We start from the raw sequence: 21399 nt of genomic DNA, 5'->3' as shown, positions 1-21399 counted from the left end.
TAAATTAATAAGGCTGTTTATGCAAAACATATCTAAAAATCAAGCGATAACTCTTTTAAATAAATTTAACCAAATTGCTAAAGAAATTGGCTTTGTTTATTCGTTAAACTATTCAACTTATTGCAATATTCTTAAAGATAATGATAATTTTGACAAACTATCAATTAACTTATATTTACAAGATTTTATTAAGCTTGTCGCTTGCGATCATTATCAAATCAAATATGTAACACAAAACCTTGATAATAATCCACTTCCTAAAATTATTATTGATCAAAAAGAAATCGAATTAAATCTGATTATTCATTCAAATAGTAAAATTATCAATTCGTCCAAAATTAAAAAGCAAATTAAACTAATTTCAAAAAGCAATCAACCTTATTTATTTGATCAATTATTATCTAAACTACAAACTAACAATATCGACAATTTATGTTGACTTACATTTCAAAACCAAACTCTTGAAATTAAAGAAATTAAAAATGTTAATTTAAAATATTATGATGTAATCAAGGTTAATGATAATCTTTTTCTCCCAATTCATGATTACTTTAAAAAAGAAAGATAAAAAACAACCAATCAATGGTTGTTTTTTGGACAATAAATGAAATGGTGCCATCAACTGGACTTGAACCAGCGACCCCTTCCTTACCATGGAAGTGCTCTGCCTGCTGAGCTATGACGGCATTGGTAAAAATATTTTACCACAAAATTAGCGATTTGATAAGTAATAATATTTTAGATTATGCTCGTATTGATAATTTCATATTGGTTTTGCACACTTGGTTGAGTTTATCTTCGCCAAATATTTGAGCAAATTTATAAACATATTCTTGGGTTTTAGTTCCTGCACCCAACGGAAAACTAAAGTTTCATTCCTTATTTTGTTGCTCCATATAATTTATCAATTCATAACGTGCCATAATTGACGCACAGGCCACTGATAAACTAATACTTTCGGCTTTGGTAGTTAAATAAACATCTATTTCTTTTTCTTCAATGTTAGTTCAATTGTCAAAAACAAAAAAAGTATTGTGATATTTAAGGATTGATTTAGTGGTGGAATATTTATCAATCAATACATTTTTAGCTGTAAAAGATATTTTTTTATTTAAATTATTTAAGGCACCCATATGAGTGAAAAATTTCAGTTCGTTAGTATTATATTTTTGGTTAAGTTTATTGTAAGTACTTTGTTTTAAACGATAAACTGAATAAGCTAATTGATTGTTATTTTTTAATTCGTTTCCAATTTGAATAATTTTGCTTTTAGAAAGTTTCTTTGAATCCTCAACTCCTATTGATTTGGCTCATGCGTACAATTTTCGCGGTAAATAGAATGCGCAAGCAATCAAAGGAGTAAAATAATCAGAAACTCCTGTTTCGTCAATTCCAATTATTTCCAGCTCTTTAATTTGTTTTTTGTCAACTAATTCAATATACTTCATTATTCTCAGTTTTCATCTCTTTTTTGTTTAACTTTATTGCTTTTAGCAATTTCTTCAAGTGGATTATCTAAGAATTTGTTAATATAGTAACCGACTCCACCTTGTTTATTAATTTTAGAAATTTTAATAGTGGCATGTTTTTTAACTTCTTTAGTTGCATTTCCCATGGCTACAGAAATATTAGCAATTTTAAACATTGGTACATCATTAAATCCATCACCAATAGCAATGGTGTTTTCAACTTTGATATCATAATAACGAATCAGCATGCTAAGAGCCTTACCTTTATTTGTAGTTATATTAGTCATATCAAAGACAGGAGTTAGACCTTCACCTTTTGATCAGTACGAAAATTCAGCTAAATCGCTGTATCTAGCTTTTAAATATCTTCTTAATTTTTCAACCTCAGTTGTAGGTTTAACGTCAAAAATAACTCCTGTTGGCATTAAAGGAATTTTATGAAAATCTAATCCAATTTTTAATTTAGAAGTTGAAGAAAAACCGAAAACTTTTTCAAGATCTTCATCTCGATGCTGTAATTGAACTCAATCGGGCCCTTCAATTGCAATATTACTAATTTCTTTAGTAACTACTTCATCACCTAAAATATATAATGCCTCATTTAAATTTAAATATTTAACATGAGGAATAAAGCTGTCATCTTTGGGATGATGAATATGAGCTCCGTTATAGTTCCCTACAACTGTATCGAGTCCTAGTTCTTCATAAATCATTTGTGTGCTTCTTCAAGGTCTACCTGTTAAAATACAAACAATGTGTCCTTCTTTGATCGCTCTTTTAATTGCATTAACAGTGAGGTCGTGAATTTCACCAGTAGAACTTGAAAGCAATGTAGTCCCGTCTAAATCAATAGCGAATAGGTATTTTTCTTTTGTCATTTTTTTACCTTTCTGGAGACATAATTATAACATTTTTACGTATAATATGTAATTTAGCTAATCAAAAGATTATTAAATTAGCTTTATTAAGAATATTATTTTAAAAGTGCTATTTTAAAATATAATAAGAGTAAGTTAATTTATGTTTCGGAGAATTAATGAAATACAAAAGAATATTATTAAAACTTTCTGGAGAAGGTTTTTCAAATAAAGAAAAAAATCTGGCAATTGACTATGAATTAGTCGCTGATATCGCAAAACAATTAAAGTATATTAATGAACAAGGTATTCAAATATCAGTAGTTATTGGCGGAGGAAACTTTTGAAGAGGGACTTCAGCTGAAAAAAACGGAATTCCAAGAAATCGAGCTGATTACATTGGGATGTTAGCAACTATTATGAATGGTTTAGCTCTTCAAAGTGGATTTGAAAAAGTCGGTTTAAAAGCACGAATTCAAAGTTCAATTAACATTGACCCTAAAGTTGCTGAGAATTACATTAATGAAAAAACTATTAAATATCTTGAAGATGGTGAAGTAGTCATTTTTGTCGGTGGAACTGGACGTCCATTTTTTACTACAGATACAGCCGCTACACTTTATGCATCTGAAATTGGTGCTGAAGTAATCTTAATGGGGAAAAACAAGGTTGACGGAATTTACGATAGTGATCCAAGAAAAAACCCAAATGCAAAACATTTTCCAACCATAACATACGATCAAATTCTCGAAAGAAAATTACAAGTAATGGATCTTACAGCCACAAGTATGGCTAGAGAAAATAACATTAACTTAATTGTATTTAATTTACTTGAAAAAGATTCAATTATTAAAGTGTTGCAAAACAAAATTCTTCACACAGAGGTGACTAAATAATGGAAATTGGCTTATATTTATTAGATTTAGAAGAAAAATGTGAGAAAGCAATTCATCACTATCGCTTTGAAATGTCTAAGATTTCAACTGGGAGAGCTAACCCACAAATTGTTAAAGGAATTAGAGTTGAATATTACGGAACTCCAACACCTTTAGAAGAATTAGCAAATATTAGTGTTCCTGAAGCGCAACAATTATTAATTAAACCTTATGACATTACTTCGGTAAAAGAGGTGAATAAAGCTCTTATGAACGCGAATTTAGGGGTTACACCTATTGATGAAGGACATCAAGTTAGATTAAATTTCCCTGTACTTACAACTCAACGCAAAAACGAAATTATTAAAAGTTTAAGCAAATTTTCTGAACAAGCCAAAGTTGGTGTCCGGAACGCTCGCCAAGAAATCAATAAACAAATTAAAGCTGATGATGAATTATCTGAAGATATGCAAAAAAACTACTTAGATCAAGTTCAATCATTTGTTGATAAACAAATTGAAAAAATTAACGCACTCACTAAGGAAAAAGAAGAGCAAATTCTTAAGATATAAAAACAAAAAAATAGCGTGAGCTATTTTTTTATACTGTTGGTAAGGTTTCAGGACACTCATGCACTAATCAAGGTGCAAATATAATTAACCCAATAATTATATTTGAAAAAATTAAATAGATAATTGGGCACCCTCTCTTTATTAAGATAATAAAAATTGTTATCGATATCGTACTATAAATTATCAGTAAAATTAACCTTCAACCACTAAAAAACATAGCTGGCGTTAATTCCTTATCTGGTTTTTCACTATTACAAATCATGCCATATGGTAATTCAGTGCTAACAGTGCTAATATATGCTTTACTTGAATTGAATTTAAAAAACGGAAAAGTAATTTTTAAAAACAATGAAATAGCAAGCGAAATCATAACTCCAATGAGTACAGGGAACATGAAGTTAAAGAATGTTTTTACAAATAACTTGTTTTTGTTCTTGCGAATAATCTTTCGGAAAATTAACAAGAGCGAAATTGCTGGAAACATGAATACAAAGTAGCTTAATATAATAAAAATAAAAATGTATAATCAATCATCTCCACCAAGCATATATCCAGTATATACAGCAAATTTTGGCGCTAAAATTCCGGGTGTTGCGTTAGCTGCAGCAAAAAATGAATTAATTTTATCTTCAAAATTTGTCCCGAAAGTTGAGTCAAGGAATTTTCATAAAAACTCAAAAACAGGCATAAATAATGCTCCACCACCAAAAACTGTTAGTGATAAAGCTGCAATTAAAAATAAAGAAACAATTATTAATGAAGCTGTGATCATTATTTTTGTTCTCCTAAGTTTTTAGTCATTTTATTTCGTTTTTTGTGCTTATACATCACAATCAAAGTATAAATAAAGGTGCAAATAAATAAAATGCCAAAAGTAAAAATAGGTAAATTATAAGGAAAAGGGATAAATAAACAGTAAGCAGTTGAGGCTATTGCAATTAACAATCAAACAGGTAATTTAAGTGTGTTTTGACTTCTCTTAACGTATCTATATCCAATCAGTACCACTCCAGCAATAACTGGCATTAAGGCACAGGCACCAATTACATAAATATATTGTCTTGGAATATAAGTTAAGATCAATAAGATTAAAAATGCAAATAAAATATGAGGAAGTGCGGCAATGAGCACTAATAAATAAGTTACTCATATATTATAGAATTTTCGCACAACATAAGATAAACATTGTGTTGTTGAAGGCCCGGGAAGCATATTGCTAATTACAACCATTTCATCAAATTCTGCGTTTGTTAATCACCTTTTTTTCTCAACGGCTTCACTTTTAATAATTGGGAGCATGGCATTTCCGCCACCAAATCCTAAAAAAGTTATTTTTAAAACAAACAAAACCAATTTCCAAATGGATGGTTTTGTTATGTCGTGAGATTTGTCCATTAAACTTTAATCAGTGAAATAACTTCGGTTTCTTTTTCTAGTAATTCACGTCCATTAAGGAAAGTGAGTTCTAAGAGAACAATAACTTTTTTAACATCAGCACCCTGATTTTTTAATAATTGGATAATTGCTTTTGTGGTCCCGCCAGTTGCAAGAACATCATCAACAATAACGGCTTTTTGTCCTGGTTTAACAAATCCTTTTTGCAATTCTAATACGTTTGATCCGTATTCAAGATCATAGCTAATTGAAACTACTTCTCCAGGTAGTTTTTTTGGTTTACGAACCATAATAAATGGTTTTTTTAAAAATGCTGCTGTAGGAGTCCCAAATAAAAATCCTCTAGCATCAGGTCCGACAATAATATCAGCATCTTGACAATGTTTTGCTATTTCTTGAATAGCAAAATTAAGAGCTTCTCCATTAGCAAGTAGTGGAGAAATGTCTTTAAAGATAATTCCTTCTTTTGGAAAATCTTTAACATCTTTGATAAATTTTTTTAGTTCCATTTTACACCTTTAATAAAAAATTAATTAATTCTAACATCTTGATAAAACTCTAGAACGTCATCTTCCTCAATGTCATTGTAGTCTTTGATATGACAACCAAAGTCTTTTCCTTTGAGAACTTCTTTTACATCATTAAGTTCACGTCTTAAGGTTTCTAAAACACCTTCGTGAATTAATTTTCCTTTGCGATAAACTTTAACTTTGCTTCCGGCTAGTACCATCCCACTGTCTTGAATGCAACCAGCAATTTTTCCAACTTTTGAATAAAAGAACACTTTAATAATGTGAGCTTCACCAATTTTTTGCTCTTCATAAACTGGAGTTTTTTCCGAATCGAGCAAGCTTTGGCAATCTTCAATAATTTTGTAAATAACATCGTGATTAACAATGGTAATTCCTTGGTTATTGGCTGATTGTTTAATCGGAGGAGCTGGTTTAAGATTAAAAACAAAGATAATTGCATTTGAAGCTTTAGCAAGTAATAAATCACTTCCATTCACATTTCCTGCACCTGCAGAGATTACGCGAATAATTGCTTCATCATTTTCTAAATGGTTAATTTGACTTTTGATCGCTTCACTAGTTCCGTGTACATCAGATTTAATGATGACATTAAACACTTTCTTACCATCAAGCATATCAGTGTTTGCTTTTGAACTTAATGCACTCAACTTATCATGAGCGGCTTTTTGTTCAGCAAGTTTTTTAGCAAACTTTTCATCATTTAACCCAATAAATTTATCGCCAGCATCAGGAGCATAATTAAGACCTGAAACAATGGCTGGAGCCCCTGGTTCAACTTTATCTGTTGGTTGTTTGTGTGAATCTAATAACATCCGAATTCTTCCGTATTTTGAACCTGCAACGATAAAATCACCTTTATAAAGAGTTCCGTTTTCAACAATAATTGTTGATACAGCTCCAACACCTTTATCCACACGTGATTCAATTACAGTTCCAATTGGATAACGCTTTGGATTAGCTTTTAAATCTAAAATTTCAGTTAAAAGCATAATTTGATCAAACAAATCATCAAGTCCTTGTCCATTTAAAGCTGATCCATAAACAATTTGGGTATCTCCACCATATTCTTCGATAACCACTTCATTTTCAGCTAACTCACCCTTGATGCGATCTAAATCTTTATTTGGTTTGTCCATTTTATTTACAAACACAATTATCGGTACTCGAGCGGCTTTAGCATGACTAATTGCCTCTTTAGTTTGTGGCATAACTCCATCATCAGCGGCAACAACTAAAATAACAATATCAGTAACTTTAGCACCCCGAGCACGCATTTGAGTAAAGGCTTCATGACCTGGAGTATCAATAAAGGTGATCTTATTTCCTTTGTGTTCAATTTGATAAGCTCCAGTATGTTGGGTAATTCCACTATTTTCAAACCCGACAATATTTGAATTTCTAATTTTGTCAATTAATGTCGTTTTACCGTGGTCAACGTGCCCCATAACAGTGATAATTGGTGCTCTTTTAATTAAATCTTCTTCTTTATCAATGAAACTAACTTCATCAAGGAAATTAGTTGCATCTACATTTGTTTCTTTACTAAAGTCAAATCCATATTCCAAGCAAAGTTCGGCAATTTCTTCTTCTTCTAAAATATAGTTAAGTGTTCTGGCTTTCCCTTGCATAAAGAAACGCTTGATAATATCGTTTGGATTTTTCTTAACTTTATTGGCAAAGTCAACTATACTCATTCTTCCTGTAAATGTGAATACACCATTTTTTAATTCAGTTTTAGTTGTTACTAATTGTTCTTTAACATCATGCACATTACTAATTCTGTTGTTTTTTTTGTTCATTCAGTACCTCCAACAGTTCTTGTTCTATTTTCAAATAATTATCATTTGAAACATTAAACCTAAAAACTCTATTTAAAGCTTTGCTTTTTTTAAGCTTTTCTCAATTATCTAAAGAAAATTGAAAATATGCTCCACGACCTTTTAAATTTTTGTCAAAATCAAGAAATATTTCTTGTTTTTCTTTTCGAAGAGAAAAGCGTGTTAATTGTTCAACAGGTAAAATCTGACCTGTGACAATACATTTTCGAGTGTAATTATTATTTTTTCTTTTCTCATTCATCTTCAAAACCACTAAGATCAATATTTAGATTTAAATCAAGTCCATAATTAGCTAAATCGCTATCTACCTTGAAATCTTTTAATTCAACTTTAGCGTTTTTATAAGCTTTAACAACTGGTTTTTCACTGTTTGGATCGGTGGTATTTTCGCTTTCTTCTAATTGTTCTTTATCATCAAAATCCCCAAATTCAATTTGATCAACAAAATCATAATCATTGTCATTCTCTAAATCAAAACTAAGAGCTTCTTCACTAAATAAATCATCTAATTCAGATTCTACAAGTGTTTTTGGCTTGTTATTTGTGCTTTTTGGTTTATTTTGGCTAGTTCCAAAAAAACTTGAATTATTTTTTTGATTTTCATTAAATTGAGCCACATCATCAGAAAATTCGCTCATATTAATTTCAATGCCTTCAAAGTATCTATTTCTTTTTGAATCTCTTGGATTTTGTTTTGTCGATCTAACAAATTCATGTTTTTCATAAAAGCGATTTGGATTAAAGTCAATTTCTTTTTCATGAGCTTCTTCAACGGTTAAAATTTTAATTTTAGAATTAGTAATTTTAATCGCTAAATCAATATTAGATCCACCTTTACCAATAGCGTTTTTCATTTCTTCTTGATCAACAATAGCATAAAATGTTTTCTTATCTTCTACTACATCTAAAACTTTAGCTGGAGAAAGAGCATTTTTGATATATTCATAAATGTTTGTTGAATATTTAATAATTTCAATTTTTTCACCATTTAATTTTTGTGAAATAGCAAGAATGCGCTTTGCACCTTCTCCAAAAATACTTCCAAATGGATCAAATCCTGTTGAGCTTTCTGTTGCTTTTAACGAGATCTTAGTACGAACACCTGGATTTCTTTCGATCTTAACAATTTGAAGTAATCCTTCTTGAATTTCAGGAATTTCGTTTAAAACAAGATCTCTAATTCGATTTGGTGAATCAGTAGTGACTTCACAAATGCTTAATCTATTTTCTGGATTAACATGTTCTAAATACACATCTAAATATGATCCTAAATTCATATCTAAAGATTTATTCACTTTTGAAGCTGGTAAAAAGGCTGTAACCCCATCTTCAAAACGTAAGTTATATGATCCGTTTGAATTTCTTGATAGCACTTCAGCTTTAAGTTTATTTCCAACAAGCGGTAAATAACGTTGATAAATTTTTTGTTTTTCAGTGATTTTGAAATTTTGATAAAAACCATTTTTAATTGCTACTTTAGTCTTATCAGGAATGATTTCAAAATCAAATAAAATTGCAAAATTATCACCTTCAGATACTTTTGGATTGATTTTACGGGCTTGTGCAAGCGGAATAAAACTAATTCTTTGAATATCTAAAGCCTCTTTAGTATCTTCAAAAATAAAATCATTTTCAACTACTTCACCATTAATATTACTAATTATTACTTCTTCGTTTTTCTCGTCTAAAGTGAAAACAATTTGTGCTTCTGGATCAATATCTTTATTGATTGCTTTAGTTGTTTCAAACGAAAAAATTTCCAAAACTTCCGGAAGCGAAATTTGGTGTTTATTAGCATATCCTGTAGCAATTAAATATCATTTGTGATTGACAGTTAATTCGAATGTAGTTTTTTTTGCCATTTATAACTCCTAAAATTTAATATAAATTTCCCCATTTTTAATATTTGATATTTGCATTTTGATCTTTCTAATTCTTCCTTTTTGATTTCACTGTAGAAGAATTGATTGTGGATCAGCTTGGATTATTTTACCGATCATTGTTTGTTCCTTTTCAACCGGCTGAATAAAATTAAGTTTAACCATTTTATCAAGATAAAGATTTAAATTTGCTAAATTTAAATTTAAATCTTCTCCTTTAGAAAGCACTTCAATGTTGAGGTCACTTGGATAGGCATTAATTTGCTCTAAATAACTTTCAATATCTCGAGTATATTGAACTACTAAATCTAAATCGCTTGCATTCACTTCAATTTTTAGCGTTTTACCAAAAGATTCTTCACTAACTTTTGCTGATAAAATCTGGTCGTTAAATTGTTCTTTCAAAACTTTTAAATAATCCATATTGCCCCTTAAAAACACAAAAAGTTGCGTCAGCAACTTCTTATATATAATTTGAAGATACCTTAATTATAGCACATAAATCTGTTTTTTTGAGCATCAAATTTTTCTTCAAATGGAATAATGTGAATGTGAGTGTGGAAGACAGTTTGTCCAGAATTTTCACCGGTATTAACAATTAATTTAAAGCTTCCAATTCCTTTGTCAACCACTAATTCTTGTGCTAGTTTTCTAGCAACTTTCATTGCATGTAAGTAAGTTTTTTCGTCATTAAGTAACATGTTTTGTTCTTCTGAACGAGGAATAACTAAAAAGTGCCCTTTTCGACATGGAAATGCATCTTTAATTGCAACGACTACATCATCTTCATATAAAAATTCCGCAGGAATTTCTCTGGCTATAATTTTTGAAAAAACGCTTCTATTTGACAAAATTTAATCCTTTCAATTTTCTTTAATGATACCATTTTCTTAGTGATTTTTATTAAATCTGGTTTTTATCAGTAAAATATTAACCAAATATATGTACTTATCTGAAAAATTAATAATATTTTTATTTTTGTTTATTATTTAATAAAATCCAAACCTTTTAATTTATCTTTAATAATATCGTTTTCTAACGAAATTTTATTTCCTAAATCTATAAACGCTTTTTTAGCGGTTTTATAGATATTTTCTCCACCAAAAATAGCCAAATAAATTTTGAGTGTATCAAATTTGGCAAAATATGGGGTTTTATCAAAACTTAGAATTTTAACTTCTTTAACTCCTTGAGTTACTGTTTTTGCAATTGGTGCGATCACATTTAAGTATGTGACTTTAATTTTTTTATTATCATTAGTAACCTTAATGGTTTCGCTTAATTGCCCTTTATTATCAACACTTACTAATTTATTATTGGTTAAATCATAAAATCCTGATAAATTAGATGAATTATTTTGTTCTAGTAAAAATGTGATTCCTGTATTAAGAAAATAATCGTTTAACGAAGAGCTTAATCCCTCATATCCGCCTAAACTTTTTTCAAAATCACCATTGTTAAATAGTAAATCTGATGTCGCTACCTTTAAAGCTTCTTTTTTATTCTTGAGTAGATCATTATAGTCTTTTATATTGCTAATAGTTCGACTAACATTTGAGAAAATATCATTAGCAGTATCTGATGTATATTTTCAAATCTGTGCGATTTTTGTTTTTAAAACATAATCAATTAAGTTAAATTGAGTTAGATCATATTTTTCTTTATTAGCATCATATGAGTCTTTATTGACAATTTTCAAATCATTTTCAGAACTAATTTCAAAGTATTTTTTAACCAATAAAAGTCTATTGATATTAAATTCAACATCAGTTTTATTTTTGTTAAATAAAACTTTAAATTGCTCTAATGTAGGAGTTGAGTTAGCTAAAAATAAATCATTTGATTTGTCATTTAAAATTTTAAGTTCGTTTTCATTAAATAAAGCTTCATTTTTTCACTTAGTTAATGATTTATATAAAACAAATGGATCACTAATTTGTAAATTATTTAAGTAAGTTCTATAAGCACTATAAGTTTGATTTAAAAAAGTTGAATTGGCTAAAAGTGTGCTTTCACTAATAGAATAGAGTTTTGATAAAGTTGCTTTTAACCAGAATCCTTCGGCTATTTTTTCTAAATTAGCATTTTTAAATTCATTTTCTTGTTTACTTCTAGCTTCAGTATTAACAGTGGCTCCACATGAAACAGTAAAACTAGTGCTCGATCCTAAAATCACTGAAGAAAAAATCAGTTTTAACAAATTTCTTCTTTTCATTATTGAGCTCCTTTAGTAATTTCTTCGACAAAAGATGTTAATTCATCTAATGCATTTTTGTTTGCTGTTTCAAATGGGTTATGATTAATTACTCTCTTAATAGAACCTTGGTCAACCACATAATTGTAGCTATTTCCACTTAATTTTTCATCGAGTCATTTTGAAAGAGTTGAAATTAAATCAGTTTTGTTTTGGTCGTGGATCCCTTCTAAAATTGAATTATTTTCGGCTTTCAGTGTATTAATATCATCTTGAGTATATTTTTGCTTATTATCGCTGAATTTGTTGGTTTTAGTTAATAAATAATCTTGAAATTCTTTGTTATTAAGAGTATCTGCAAGGACAACATTTTTAGTTCATACTTTGTTTAAAGCGTCTTCAATTTTAAAGAATGAACTATTCCCATTAGCAATTGAAGATAAATCATTTTGTAAATATGTAAATAATAAATCTAATTTGTCAATGACTTCATTTCTAACAAGATATGTCCCTTTTGGATCAACGATTAATTTAGCCCCTGGTAGGTCTGATAAATTATATGCAAATGAATAAAGATTTTCATTGTTAACTTGTAAGTTGATGTGTTTATTAAATTGTTCTTTGATTATATTTGCAAATTCTGCATCGCTTAAATTATTAAATAATGAATCAATATATCTATTTAGTGAATCCAATTTGGCAATAGCTTGATTTTTATTAGTAATTTTTTTTATCTCGTCCAATTGTGTTTGGATGTTATTTTTTATATCACTTGAAAATGCAGGTGTAAAGAGATCACTTAATGAAATACTTGGTAAATTATCAGTTTTAAGACTGACTACTAAAGGTATATTTTTTGATAATTCTGATGCAAAAGTAGTTACTCCAGCCGATCCTAAATTAGTGGTATCAACTGTTAAAACATCTAATAAACTTTGAGTTTCTGATCTTGATTTATTAAGATCTTGAACGCTTTCTCCTGAAGTTGGAATAAAGTAATTTTTAGCTTCTTTAAAACTTTTAAGTACATCAATATTTGATTTAATTTCAAATGAATTATCTTTGCTAAAAATTGTATATTTTGCAAGATTGATTAAGGCTTCTTTGTCTTTTTTGTCAAATTGTCATTCTAATGAAAGATTTGCATTAATTTTTCCTGGTAATTTATAAATTGTAGGTAAAATGAGTTTATTCAATGAAAAATACTTCTCAATAAGTGGTTTAATTGACTTAAACTGGTTAATATATGATTCAGTAGTAATTGTTGCAATTCTTGTATTATCAGTTTTTGAAACCGCGTAATTAGCTTCTTTAACATTGTTAGCATCTTGTGCAATGAAATAATTAAATATTTTTTCGCCTTTTTTAATTAAAACTACTTGAGATCCGTTTTGAGCAACCACTTGCCCATTTTGGTCAACTTTAGGAATATCTATACTTGCTACTCTTTCGATTTCTCTTAAAGCAACATTTTTATCAAGCTTAATTTTATAGTGTCTTAATGCTTCGCTTTCAATCACTTTAAAATTTAAAAATTCAAGTGCTTCTTCTTCAGTTGCACTTTTTCCATACTCTTCTTTTTTACTTAATTCTTCGGAAAATTGTTTTTGTCAGTTTTTAAATCCATAAACTGCAATGATTTGGTTTTTTAGATCTTTTAATTTATTTTCATTATCCTTGTTAATATCAGAAAAACTTTTTAGTGCAATATCATTTCTTTGTGCTTCGCCATTATAAAGTGATAAATTTCAAATTCTTTGGTACTCTTTTGAGGCTTCAACTTCTTTGTTGTATCAAAAAAGAACAGCTTCTTTATAAAGTTGATCTATTTTTTGAGTAGTTTTATCATCGGTTCCTTTGATTAGTTCTAAAGTTTGTCCAACTGTTAAGTCTTGTTTTTTACCAGAATTATCATATTTAAATAATACAGTATCATCTGAAAGTGGCTCAACATAATTAACTTTATTAACACTAATTCCTAGTGGAACGCTAATTGAAGTGATTACTGCTGCTCCTAAAAGCCCAAGAGTAATGAACATTCATTTTTTTCGTTTTTGTGATTTTGTACTTGCTTTTTTTTCTTCGTGTTTTGCATTAATTTCTGAAAGTTTCTCGAAAAACGATTTTTGTCTTTTGGCCATTTTTCTCCTAAATAAGAAAGTAAACATACTTAAAATAGTTTTGTTCTAATTATAGCAGAAAAGCTCCTTTTTGCTGGCTTATATTATCAAGCGAAAAAAGTGATTTTTAGCTAAATTTGTTGACAAACAACTCAAAAATTATATGCTTTCTTTTTTGTTTTGGATTTATAATTTTTAATTTATAATTAAAAGGCAATATATCTTATTGCCTCTGCTAGTGGGAGATATTTTTATCGCTAGACCACAATATCGAAAGGATACACACAAATGGCAAAAGAAATTCTTAAAAAAGCTAAATTGCAATTTCCTGCCGGAAAAGCTAAACCAGGTCCTGCTCTTGCTGGAGTTGGTGTAAATATGCCAGAATTTACCAAAGCATTTAACGATGCTACTAGAGATCGTGGTGATGAACCAGTTCCTGTACTTATCACAGTGTACAAAGATAAATCATTTGATTTTAAACTTTTTACAGCCCCTGCTTCATACAAAATTAAGCAAGCTGCTAAAATTTCATCTGGTTCACAAAAATCAAAAACACAAATCGTCGCAACAATTAAACTAGAAGATTTAAAAGCAATTGCTGAATATAAGCTTCCAGATCTTAACACTGATGATGTTGAATCAGCTATGGCAATTATCGCCGGAACAGCAAGACAGATGGGCGTTTTAATCGAAGGATGAGACGATGTTGCTAAAGCCAAAGCACAAGCTAAACAAAAAGCTAAAGCTGATGCTCTTGCAAAAGCAAGAGAAGAATCATTAAATGCAGCTGCTCAAGACCTTGTCCAAACTAAAGGTCAAGCAATTAATGTTGAATTAGTCAAAGAAGAAACTTCATCAGAAACTCAAGGAGACAACTAATGGCTAAAAGATTATCAAAAAACTTAAAAGCAGCTCGTGAATCATTTGATCGCAATATTGCTTACGAATTAGATCAAGCTATTGAACTTGCTAAAAAAACTTCTTACGCTAAATTTGACGCTTCAATTGACCTTGCATTTAACTTAAACCTTGATGTACGTAAAGCTGATCAGCAACTTCGTGGGGCTGTTTTACTTCCTAATGGAACTGGTAAAACCGTAAAAGTACTTGTTGCTACAAACAACCCTGAAAAACAAAAACTTGCTAAAGAGGCTGGAGCTGATATTGTCGTTGACGGTCAAGCTCTTGAACAAAAAATTAAAGAAGATGATTTTGATTTTGATGTTATGGTTGCTGACCCCACAATGATGCCTCTTCTTGGTAAATATGGGAAAAAACTTGGTCCTAAAGGACTTATGCCAAACCCTAAAACTGGTACTGTAACTCCAACACCTGAAAAAGCTGTTGAAGAACTTAAAAAAGGGAAAGCTAATTATCGTACCGATAAAGCCGGAATTGTTCACTCTCTTATCGGAAAAGCAAGTATGCCAACTGAGCATCTTGTTGAAAACGCTAAAACATTAATTAATTTAATTAAAAAACTTAAACCTGCCGCCGTTAAAGGAACATATATGTTAAATTTAACAGTATCAGCATCAATGGGTCCAAGTGTTAAAATTAAATTAGATAGATAAAATCAGGTTTTCCTGATTTTTTGTTTGTTTTAAATTCAAAAAGAATTATAAAAATACAGAAATAAATCTGTATTTTTAAATTATTAATTTGAAAAATTTTAATTATCAAATACCAAAAATTCCGCTAGTTCTTTGTGCATATGTTAACAATTTGCCATCATCAGCTGTATCTTTATATACTAAGAAATCACCAATGTAGGCACAGCAAACTGCAACAGTAGCAAGAAACAAAATAATTAATACTATAAGGAATGCAATCAGAATTTTTCGTTTTGTACTTTTTTTTGTTTTTTTGATCATAATTTGTTTCCTAACTATACTATGTATAACTATGGGTATCAAAATAATTTTACTAGATTTTGAAAAAAAGATAAATTTTTATTGTTCAGTTTATCAGCATTTATTTGCTTTTTTTATTATTAACACATTATAATTATTTTAATGATTAAGAACGAATATACAGCCAGCGATATACAACAACTAAAAGGACTCCAAGCAGTTCGAAAACGACCAGGAATGTACATTGGAGGAACTGATGTAAATGGTTTACATCATCTAGTTTGAGAAATTGTGGATAACTCAATTGATGAAGCGTTAGCAGGTTATGCTAATGAAATTTCGGTTACCTTGAAAAAAGATTATTCAGTTGTGATTAGTGATAACGGTCGCGGGATTCCTGTAGATAAAGTTAAGGGAGAAAATAGAACTGCTGTGGAATTAGTCTTTACTGAGCTTCACGCTGGAGGAAAATTTCAAGAAGGTGCTTATAAAACTTCTGGTGGTTTACATGGAGTTGGTTCTAGTGTGGTCAATGCTTTATCAACAAAATTGAGCGTAATTGTATCTCGAAATGGTTTACAATATTTAACTGAATTTGAACAAGATAAAATTATTACCCGAACTAAAGAAATTGGAACATCAAAACACAACGGAACTATTGTTCAATTTTGACCAGATTACAAACTTTTTAAAAATTCAAAATTAAACGTGAATACAATTAGCGAGCGTTTAAAAGAAAGTTCATTTTTAATTTCAGGTTTAAGAATTAAATTAACTGACGAAAACACAGGTTTTTACGAAGAATACGAATATCAAAATGGTTTAAAAGCTTTTTTAGAATTTTTAAATGATTCCAAAGAATCAACTACTCCAGTAGCTTATTTTTCAGATCAAAAAAGAGATATTGAAGTTGAGTTTGCGTTCCAATGAACTGATTCATATAATGATTTTTGTTTAAGCTTTGTTAATAATGTTAAAACTCGTGATGGCGGAACTCATGAAACTGGTTTAAAAACTGCTTTCACTAAAGTTTTTAACGAATTCGCAAACAAAGAAAATGTTTTAAAAGGAAAAAATTCATTTGATGGAGATGATATTCGTGAAGGATTAAGTGTTATATTATCACTTAAAATTCCTGAAAAAATTCTTGAATTTGTTGGACAAACCAAAGATAAATTAGGAACTCCTGATGCTAAATCTGTTGTTGAAGAAATTGTTTCTAAACATTTAGAATTATGAATCGCCGAAAACAAACAAGTTGCTAAAAAAGTTTTAGACAAAATTAAACGTGCATTTGAAATTCGACAGGAAGAACGTAAACGCAGATTAGAAGCACGTAAAAGTAAAAATGTTTTAAAAGAAAAAACTATCCTTAGCGATAAACTAACACCAGCAACAAGCAAAAAACCAGAAGAAAAAGAATTGTTTTTGGTCGAGGGAGATTCAGCTGGGGGTAGTGCTAAAAGCGGAAGAAATCGTCAATATCAGGCCATTTTGCCACTTCGTGGTAAGGTGATTAATTGTGAAAAATCTAAACTTTTAGAAATTTTAAAAAACACTGAAATTGGAACCATTATTAACACAATTGGTGCAGGTTTTGGAAAAGATTTTGATCTTTCCAAAGCTCAATATGGTAAAGTCATTATTATGACTGATGCTGATACAGATGGATCACACATCCAAATCCTTTTACTCACTTTTTTCTATCGTTTAATGAAGCCGTTAATTGAAGATGGAAGGGTTTATTTTGCACTTCCACCTTTGTATAAAATTACTAATAAAACAACTAAAAAATATCAGTATGCATGAGATGATGATGAATTAAGTGAAATTATGCAAGCATCTAAATCTAACATTGAAATTCAGCGATACAAAGGACTTGGTGAAATGAATGCCGATCAATTATGAGAAACAACTATGAACCCTGAAACCCGTACTTTAATTCGTGCCACAATTGAAGATGCTTCACTTGCTGAACGGAGAGTTAGTGCTTTAATGGGAGAAAATCCACAATCCAGAAAAAACTGAATTGATAAAAATATCGACTTTACAAATGATGACGATTTTTTAGAGAAAATTCAAAAAATTTAGATTTATACTACATTTTTGTCTAAATTTTCTATAAACAAAAAGATAAAGAAAAAATAAATGATAAGCACAAAAAGCAGAACAACTTTGATTATTCTTTCATTATTCTTAGGAGTTTTTTGAATTGATCGCTTTTATGCAGGAAGAGTTCTTCTAGGAATTTTAAAATTATCAACTGTTTCATTTTTGGGTATTTGAATTCTGATTGATTTAATTTTAGCCATTACTGGAACAATGAAAGACGAACAATGACTTATGATTAAAAGATGATAATAAAAAAGTGCTAAGCACTTTTTTATTTGATAAATTGTGATAAATATTTTGCAATTCCCCCATTTTTGTATGAATATGGTAAAACTTCATCTGCAATCTTTTTGTATCCTTCAACTGAATTTTTCATTGCTACAACTTTGCCAACAATGTGTTTAGTTGAAGCATCATTCATTGAATCGCCAATATGAATGGCATCTTTGGGATTAATTCCTAATTGTTCACACAAACGCTTTTCTGCTGACCCTTTAGAAACATTAAACGCAGTAATTTCAAGGAAATTATTTTTATTTCCACTAAGTGAAATTGTTAAGTCTCCAGCAAACATTAAACTTCATTTTTTAGCTAATTTTGCTAATTTACGTTTTGAAGGGTCCCAAATTAAGGCTTTATAAGCAATAAAATCATTTCTAAAATCTGAATAAGGACGGGCTGAATTATGTCCTAATTTTAAAATAAACCTAAAGAATTTGTTCCGTACAAAACCCATTCGTTTGGGATCGGAATTAAAAATAACCGAAACCTTTTCGATATAAATTTGGTCAAAGAGTTCTTGAACTACTTTTCTTTTCATTTGAAAACTTTGAATCTGATTGTCATTAGTTACAATTTGAGCACCATTTCAAGCGATAAATGTGTCTAAATCTGCTTCTTGTAAAATTTTTCGAGTGTTTTGATTATTCGGTCTTCCGGTAGAAATTACAATTGGAATTTTTTTATTAACTTGCTTAATAGCATTAATATTTTCTTTACTAAAATGTTTTTTGCCTTTAGTTTTAGCATCAAGAGATGTATCATCTAAGTCAATAAAAATAATTTTAGGTTTTTTCATGTCTGTATAATTATACACGCTTAAATTGTATAAGAATCAATAAATGGATAAAGAGCAATATATTGTATTGCTAATTTAAAAAAAATTAAAAAAAGATCTTGTGATCTTTTTTTAATCATAAGTAACTCCTATTAAATTTCTAGCTCAGTTAATAAATTGGGTATAGGCTTTATTTAAATCAGGTTGGCCTTTAGTAATTAATAAAGATTGTTTAAATGCATATTCAACTAATTGTCCGTAAATTTGTGCATTTTCAAAACAAGGAATTAGACCAAGTATCTGAATCTTGTCGGGATAATATTTAGAAATTAGGCCATATATTTGAAAAGCGAGCGTTTCTAAAAAAAAGTTTTCAACTTTAATCGAACCAATTGTAATTAATTTAATAGCAGCTTCTTGATCTTCAAATTTGGGCAATAAGATTCCGGGCGTGTCCATAAATAAAAATTCACCATTAACCACTCACTGCTTTGTTCTTGTAACTCCTGGATAATTAGCAACTTTAAGACTTGCCTTTGATGAAACTAAGTTAATTAAAGTACTTTTACCACAATTAGGAATACCTACAACAAAGGATTTTAAGCGTGATTTAAGTAATCCTTTAGCTTTGTCTTTAGCAATTTTATCTTTCATTATGCTTTTGACGGCATTTAAAATCACTTGTTTTGATGATTTTTTTCTCAAATCTAACCATAAAACTCTCGAACCCTTAAATCGATTATTAATTTTATCTTTTTTAGTTTTATCCATTAAATCGCTCTTTGTTATTATAAATAACCTTGGTTTTTGTGGTGATATGTGATCAAACTCTTCATTATATGAACTAATTGGACAACGAGCATCAAGAACAACGATAAAAAGATCAGCTAAATTGGCTGATTCTTTTATTTCTTTCATTCCTTTAGCCATATGACCGGGGAATCATTGAATAACAGAATTATAGTTATCATTAATTTTGTCTTTATTCATCTCTTCTCAGTTCTGATTTTAATCTTTCAAGTTCATACTTAAATTCTTCTTTTTCTGCAAGAGCTTGCTCAAGTTGTTTACTATATTCCTTGATTTTAAAGTTAATTGTATTAATTTCAATAATTTGGTTTTTCAAGTTAGTGACTATTTCACTTAATAATAAATCAACTTCTTCTCTTTTATATCCTTTAAGTGATAAATGAAATGAGGTGTTTTCAATCTTTTCAATAAGTTTATTTATTCTGTCCATCTTTATCCTTTATTATAAATTTTGTTCAAAACAATAGCGGCACAACATGCTACATTTAAGCTTTCAAACGCTATTGGTATATAAACAGAAATATCACAAACATCTTGAACTTGTTTTGATATTCCTTGTCCTTCGTTTCCTAAAACAATGGCTATTTTAGAATTTTTAAAGTTAACTTGTTGCAATTTTTGTGCATTTTGATTTAAAACTGTTGAATAGATTGTAAATCCTTGATTTTTTAAATTAATTAAAAAATCAACAGAATTGTTAATTTTAAAAACATTCAAGTCAAACAAAGCACCTTGAGATGAACGAATTATTTTATCGTTATAAAAATCAAAATTTTCAATGGCTACACTATCAATGTCAAATGCTTTTGCTAGTCTTAAAATAGTTCCAATATTGCCTGGATCTTGTAAATTATTTAAAACTAAAATTTTGTTTATTTCCTTTTTAGGTTGAATAAATTTACATTTTGCCACTATATTTTGTGGATTTTGAGTAAAAGATAAATGTTCAATAATTTCACGTGACACTAAAATTGAATTCTTATATCTTGCAGATTGATGCTCTTCGATAATTTCATTTACTAAATTATGTTTTAACGCTTCTTCAACCAAATGATATCCTTCGATCAAAAAACTTTGCTCTTGATTCCGATATTTTTTGTGTTTTAATCTTACTAATTGCTTGACTTTTGGATTATTTTTACTTTTGATTATGTCCATTAATTAGAAAATATTTCCCTTTTTCGATTTCAAATTTTGACAAATCTTTAAAATCAAGCTGTCTCATGATTTCAAAACCAACAATACTTACACAATTTGCTAAATTAATTGATCTCATTGCATCGACCATTGGAATTCTTAAACAATTCTCAATATTATTTTTCAAAATTTCTTTGTCAATTCCAGTCGATTCACGACCGAACATAATTCATAATTCTTTATTATTGTTAAATTCAGTTTGATAATCTACATCTGAATAAGTTTTAAGTCCATATCTTGTAATATAAAAGATATTTTTATCTTTATATTTATTATAAAAATCTTGATAATTAGCGTGTACTTCGTGTTGAATATCTGAAAGCATTCTCCCTGCTCCATATCTTCTTAATCATTTTGGGTGCAAGTCAAATCCAAGCGGTTTAATGATATGTAATTTAGCTTTAATCGCAAAACATGTGCGAATAATATTTCCTGTATTTGGACAAATTTCTGGTTGATATAAAACAACATTTAGCATTTTTTAATTATATAACATTTGTGTTTTCATAAATATATGAATGTTTTTCATTTACTAAAAAATAAAAATAATTGGGATTATTTATAAGTTCCTTTTAAAGGAGTTTCTCAATTAAAAAAATATCGTAGAAGAATGAATTTTAAAACATTGAGGAGA

Annotated in this window: 25 protein-coding genes and 1 tRNA gene; 7 read left to right on the top strand and 19 right to left on the bottom strand. The window is 29.1% G+C overall.

The genetic code is table 4. The annotated features are described in order from the left end of the window. Positions 1 to 19: 19 nt before the first annotated feature. Entirely contained in the window at positions 20 to 568 is a 549-nt protein-coding gene (locus tag NPA11_RS00180; protein WP_257043599.1) for a hypothetical protein, read from the top strand. 42 nt (positions 569 to 610) lie between these two features. Here NPA11_RS00180 and NPA11_RS00175 read toward each other — a convergent pair. The 3 genes from NPA11_RS00175 to NPA11_RS00165 form a co-directional block, all read right to left on the bottom strand. Next, positions 611 to 686: transfer RNA gene (locus NPA11_RS00175), tRNA-Thr, on the bottom strand. A gap of 57 nt (positions 687 to 743) precedes the next feature. After that, the gene (locus tag NPA11_RS00170; protein WP_257043598.1) at positions 744 to 1448 is read right to left on the bottom strand and encodes a ribonuclease HIII; all 705 of its coding nucleotides are present in this window, start codon (positions 1446 to 1448) and stop codon (positions 744 to 746) included. Further along, on the bottom strand, positions 1448 to 2347 hold the full coding sequence (locus tag NPA11_RS00165) for a Cof-type HAD-IIB family hydrolase (RefSeq protein WP_257043597.1): 900 nt from the start codon (positions 2345 to 2347) through the stop codon (positions 1448 to 1450). The genes NPA11_RS00170 and NPA11_RS00165 overlap by 1 nt, the downstream gene beginning before the upstream one ends. Positions 2348 to 2505: 158 nt before the next feature. Between NPA11_RS00165 and pyrH the strand changes: the two genes are divergently transcribed. Continuing rightward, positions 2506 to 3222: a UMP kinase gene (gene pyrH, locus NPA11_RS00160; RefSeq protein ID WP_373457095.1), complete on the top strand. Its 717-nt coding sequence runs from the start codon at positions 2506 to 2508 to the stop codon at positions 3220 to 3222. Further along, positions 3222 to 3773, top strand: coding sequence for a ribosome recycling factor (gene frr / locus NPA11_RS00155; protein ID WP_257043596.1), 552 nt, complete (start codon positions 3222 to 3224; stop codon positions 3771 to 3773). The genes pyrH and frr overlap by 1 nt, the downstream gene beginning before the upstream one ends. Positions 3774 to 3801: 28 nt before the next feature. Here frr and NPA11_RS00150 read toward each other — a convergent pair whose 3' ends face one another. The 10 genes from NPA11_RS00150 to NPA11_RS00105 all read right to left on the bottom strand — a co-directional run bounded on the left by NPA11_RS00150 (position 3802) and on the right by NPA11_RS00105 (position 13754). Then, positions 3802 to 4545: a chromate transporter gene (locus NPA11_RS00150; protein WP_257043595.1), complete on the bottom strand. Its 744-nt coding sequence runs from the start codon at positions 4543 to 4545 to the stop codon at positions 3802 to 3804. Next, positions 4545 to 5120: a chromate transporter gene (locus NPA11_RS00145; protein WP_257043594.1), complete on the bottom strand. Its 576-nt coding sequence runs from the start codon at positions 5118 to 5120 to the stop codon at positions 4545 to 4547. The genes NPA11_RS00150 and NPA11_RS00145 overlap by 1 nt, the downstream gene beginning before the upstream one ends. A gap of 47 nt (positions 5121 to 5167) precedes the next feature. Further along, positions 5168 to 5677 carry an adenine phosphoribosyltransferase gene (locus NPA11_RS00140; RefSeq protein WP_257043593.1) on the bottom strand — a complete coding sequence of 170 codons (510 nt, stop codon included), beginning with the start codon at positions 5675 to 5677 and terminating at the stop codon, positions 5168 to 5170. A 20-nt stretch (positions 5678 to 5697) separates the two neighbouring features. Then, positions 5698 to 7500, bottom strand: coding sequence for a translation initiation factor IF-2 (gene infB, locus NPA11_RS00135; RefSeq protein ID WP_257043592.1), 1803 nt, complete (start codon positions 7498 to 7500; stop codon positions 5698 to 5700). Next, positions 7475 to 7780, bottom strand: coding sequence for a YlxR family protein (locus NPA11_RS00130; protein WP_257043591.1), 306 nt, complete (start codon positions 7778 to 7780; stop codon positions 7475 to 7477). Before NPA11_RS00130 ends, infB begins: the two co-directional genes overlap by 26 nt. Beyond that, positions 7758 to 9401 (bottom strand): NusA N-terminal domain-containing protein, encoded by a 1644-nt coding sequence (locus NPA11_RS00125; protein WP_257043590.1) that lies wholly within the window; start codon positions 9399 to 9401, stop codon positions 7758 to 7760. The genes NPA11_RS00130 and NPA11_RS00125 overlap by 23 nt, the downstream gene beginning before the upstream one ends. A 9-nt stretch (positions 9402 to 9410) precedes the next feature. Next, positions 9411 to 9842, bottom strand: a complete 432-nt coding sequence (locus NPA11_RS00120; protein WP_257043589.1) for a hypothetical protein — start codon at positions 9840 to 9842, stop codon at positions 9411 to 9413. 62 nt (positions 9843 to 9904) lie between these two features. Then, the gene (gene hinT, locus NPA11_RS00115) at positions 9905 to 10270 is read right to left on the bottom strand and encodes a histidine triad protein HinT (protein ID WP_257043588.1); all 366 of its coding nucleotides are present in this window, start codon (positions 10268 to 10270) and stop codon (positions 9905 to 9907) included. A 134-nt stretch (positions 10271 to 10404) separates the two neighbouring features. Continuing rightward, positions 10405 to 11634 (bottom strand): HinT-interacting membrane complex lipoprotein P60, encoded by a 1230-nt coding sequence (locus NPA11_RS00110; RefSeq protein WP_257043587.1) that lies wholly within the window; start codon positions 11632 to 11634, stop codon positions 10405 to 10407. Continuing rightward, positions 11634 to 13754, bottom strand: a complete 2121-nt coding sequence (locus NPA11_RS00105; RefSeq protein WP_257043586.1) for a HinT-interacting membrane complex protein P80 — start codon at positions 13752 to 13754, stop codon at positions 11634 to 11636. Before NPA11_RS00105 ends, NPA11_RS00110 begins: the two co-directional genes overlap by 1 nt. Positions 13755 to 14021: 267 nt before the next feature. Between NPA11_RS00105 and rplK the strand changes: the two genes are divergently transcribed. Both rplK and rplA read left to right on the top strand, forming a co-directional pair. Then, positions 14022 to 14615 (top strand): 50S ribosomal protein L11, encoded by a 594-nt coding sequence (rplK, locus tag NPA11_RS00100; protein WP_257043585.1) that lies wholly within the window; start codon positions 14022 to 14024, stop codon positions 14613 to 14615. Beyond that, positions 14615 to 15310: a 50S ribosomal protein L1 gene (rplA, locus tag NPA11_RS00095; RefSeq protein ID WP_257043583.1), complete on the top strand. Its 696-nt coding sequence runs from the start codon at positions 14615 to 14617 to the stop codon at positions 15308 to 15310. The genes rplK and rplA overlap by 1 nt, the downstream gene beginning before the upstream one ends. 102 nt (positions 15311 to 15412) lie before the next feature. Here the strand turns inward: rplA and NPA11_RS00090 are convergent, their stop codons facing one another. Then, positions 15413 to 15610, bottom strand: a complete 198-nt coding sequence (locus tag NPA11_RS00090; protein WP_257043582.1) for a hypothetical protein — start codon at positions 15608 to 15610, stop codon at positions 15413 to 15415. Between the two features lie 141 nt (positions 15611 to 15751). Here NPA11_RS00090 and parE point away from each other — a divergent pair, with 141 nt between their 5' ends. Both parE and NPA11_RS00080 read left to right on the top strand, forming a co-directional pair. Next, positions 15752 to 17680: a DNA topoisomerase IV subunit B gene (gene parE, locus NPA11_RS00085; RefSeq protein ID WP_257043581.1), complete on the top strand. Its 1929-nt coding sequence runs from the start codon at positions 15752 to 15754 to the stop codon at positions 17678 to 17680. 57 nt (positions 17681 to 17737) lie between these two features. Beyond that, positions 17738 to 17950 (top strand): TM2 domain-containing protein, encoded by a 213-nt coding sequence (locus NPA11_RS00080; protein ID WP_257043579.1) that lies wholly within the window; start codon positions 17738 to 17740, stop codon positions 17948 to 17950. A gap of 22 nt (positions 17951 to 17972) precedes the next feature. On the opposite strand, the gene NPA11_RS00075 is transcribed toward NPA11_RS00080, so the two are convergent. The 5 genes from NPA11_RS00075 to NPA11_RS00055 form a co-directional block, all read right to left on the bottom strand. Next, positions 17973 to 18779: an HAD-IIB family hydrolase gene (locus tag NPA11_RS00075; RefSeq protein WP_257043577.1), complete on the bottom strand. Its 807-nt coding sequence runs from the start codon at positions 18777 to 18779 to the stop codon at positions 17973 to 17975. A gap of 111 nt (positions 18780 to 18890) precedes the next feature. Beyond that, on the bottom strand, positions 18891 to 19748 hold the full coding sequence (gene ylqF, locus NPA11_RS00070; RefSeq protein WP_257043575.1) for a ribosome biogenesis GTPase YlqF: 858 nt from the start codon (positions 19746 to 19748) through the stop codon (positions 18891 to 18893). Then, the gene (locus NPA11_RS00065; RefSeq protein WP_257043573.1) at positions 19741 to 19998 is read right to left on the bottom strand and encodes a DivIVA domain-containing protein; all 258 of its coding nucleotides are present in this window, start codon (positions 19996 to 19998) and stop codon (positions 19741 to 19743) included. The genes ylqF and NPA11_RS00065 overlap by 8 nt, the downstream gene beginning before the upstream one ends. A 2-nt stretch (positions 19999 to 20000) precedes the next feature. Further along, a complete protein-coding gene (locus NPA11_RS00060) occupies positions 20001 to 20726 on the bottom strand; it encodes an RNA methyltransferase (RefSeq protein ID WP_257043572.1) in 726 nt (241 codons plus the stop codon). Beyond that, positions 20707 to 21243, bottom strand: a complete 537-nt coding sequence (locus tag NPA11_RS00055; protein ID WP_257043571.1) for a tRNA (cytidine(34)-2'-O)-methyltransferase — start codon at positions 21241 to 21243, stop codon at positions 20707 to 20709. Before NPA11_RS00055 ends, NPA11_RS00060 begins: the two co-directional genes overlap by 20 nt. Positions 21244 to 21399: the final 156 nt, after the last annotated feature.

It is taken from the genome of Mycoplasma sp. 1578d (genome assembly GCF_024582695.1).
Lineage (GTDB): Bacteria > Bacillota_I > Bacilli_A > Mycoplasmatales > Metamycoplasmataceae > Mycoplasmopsis.
Note: the sequence above shows the minus strand (reverse complement) of the source record. Positions and strands in the feature narration are given on the sequence as shown.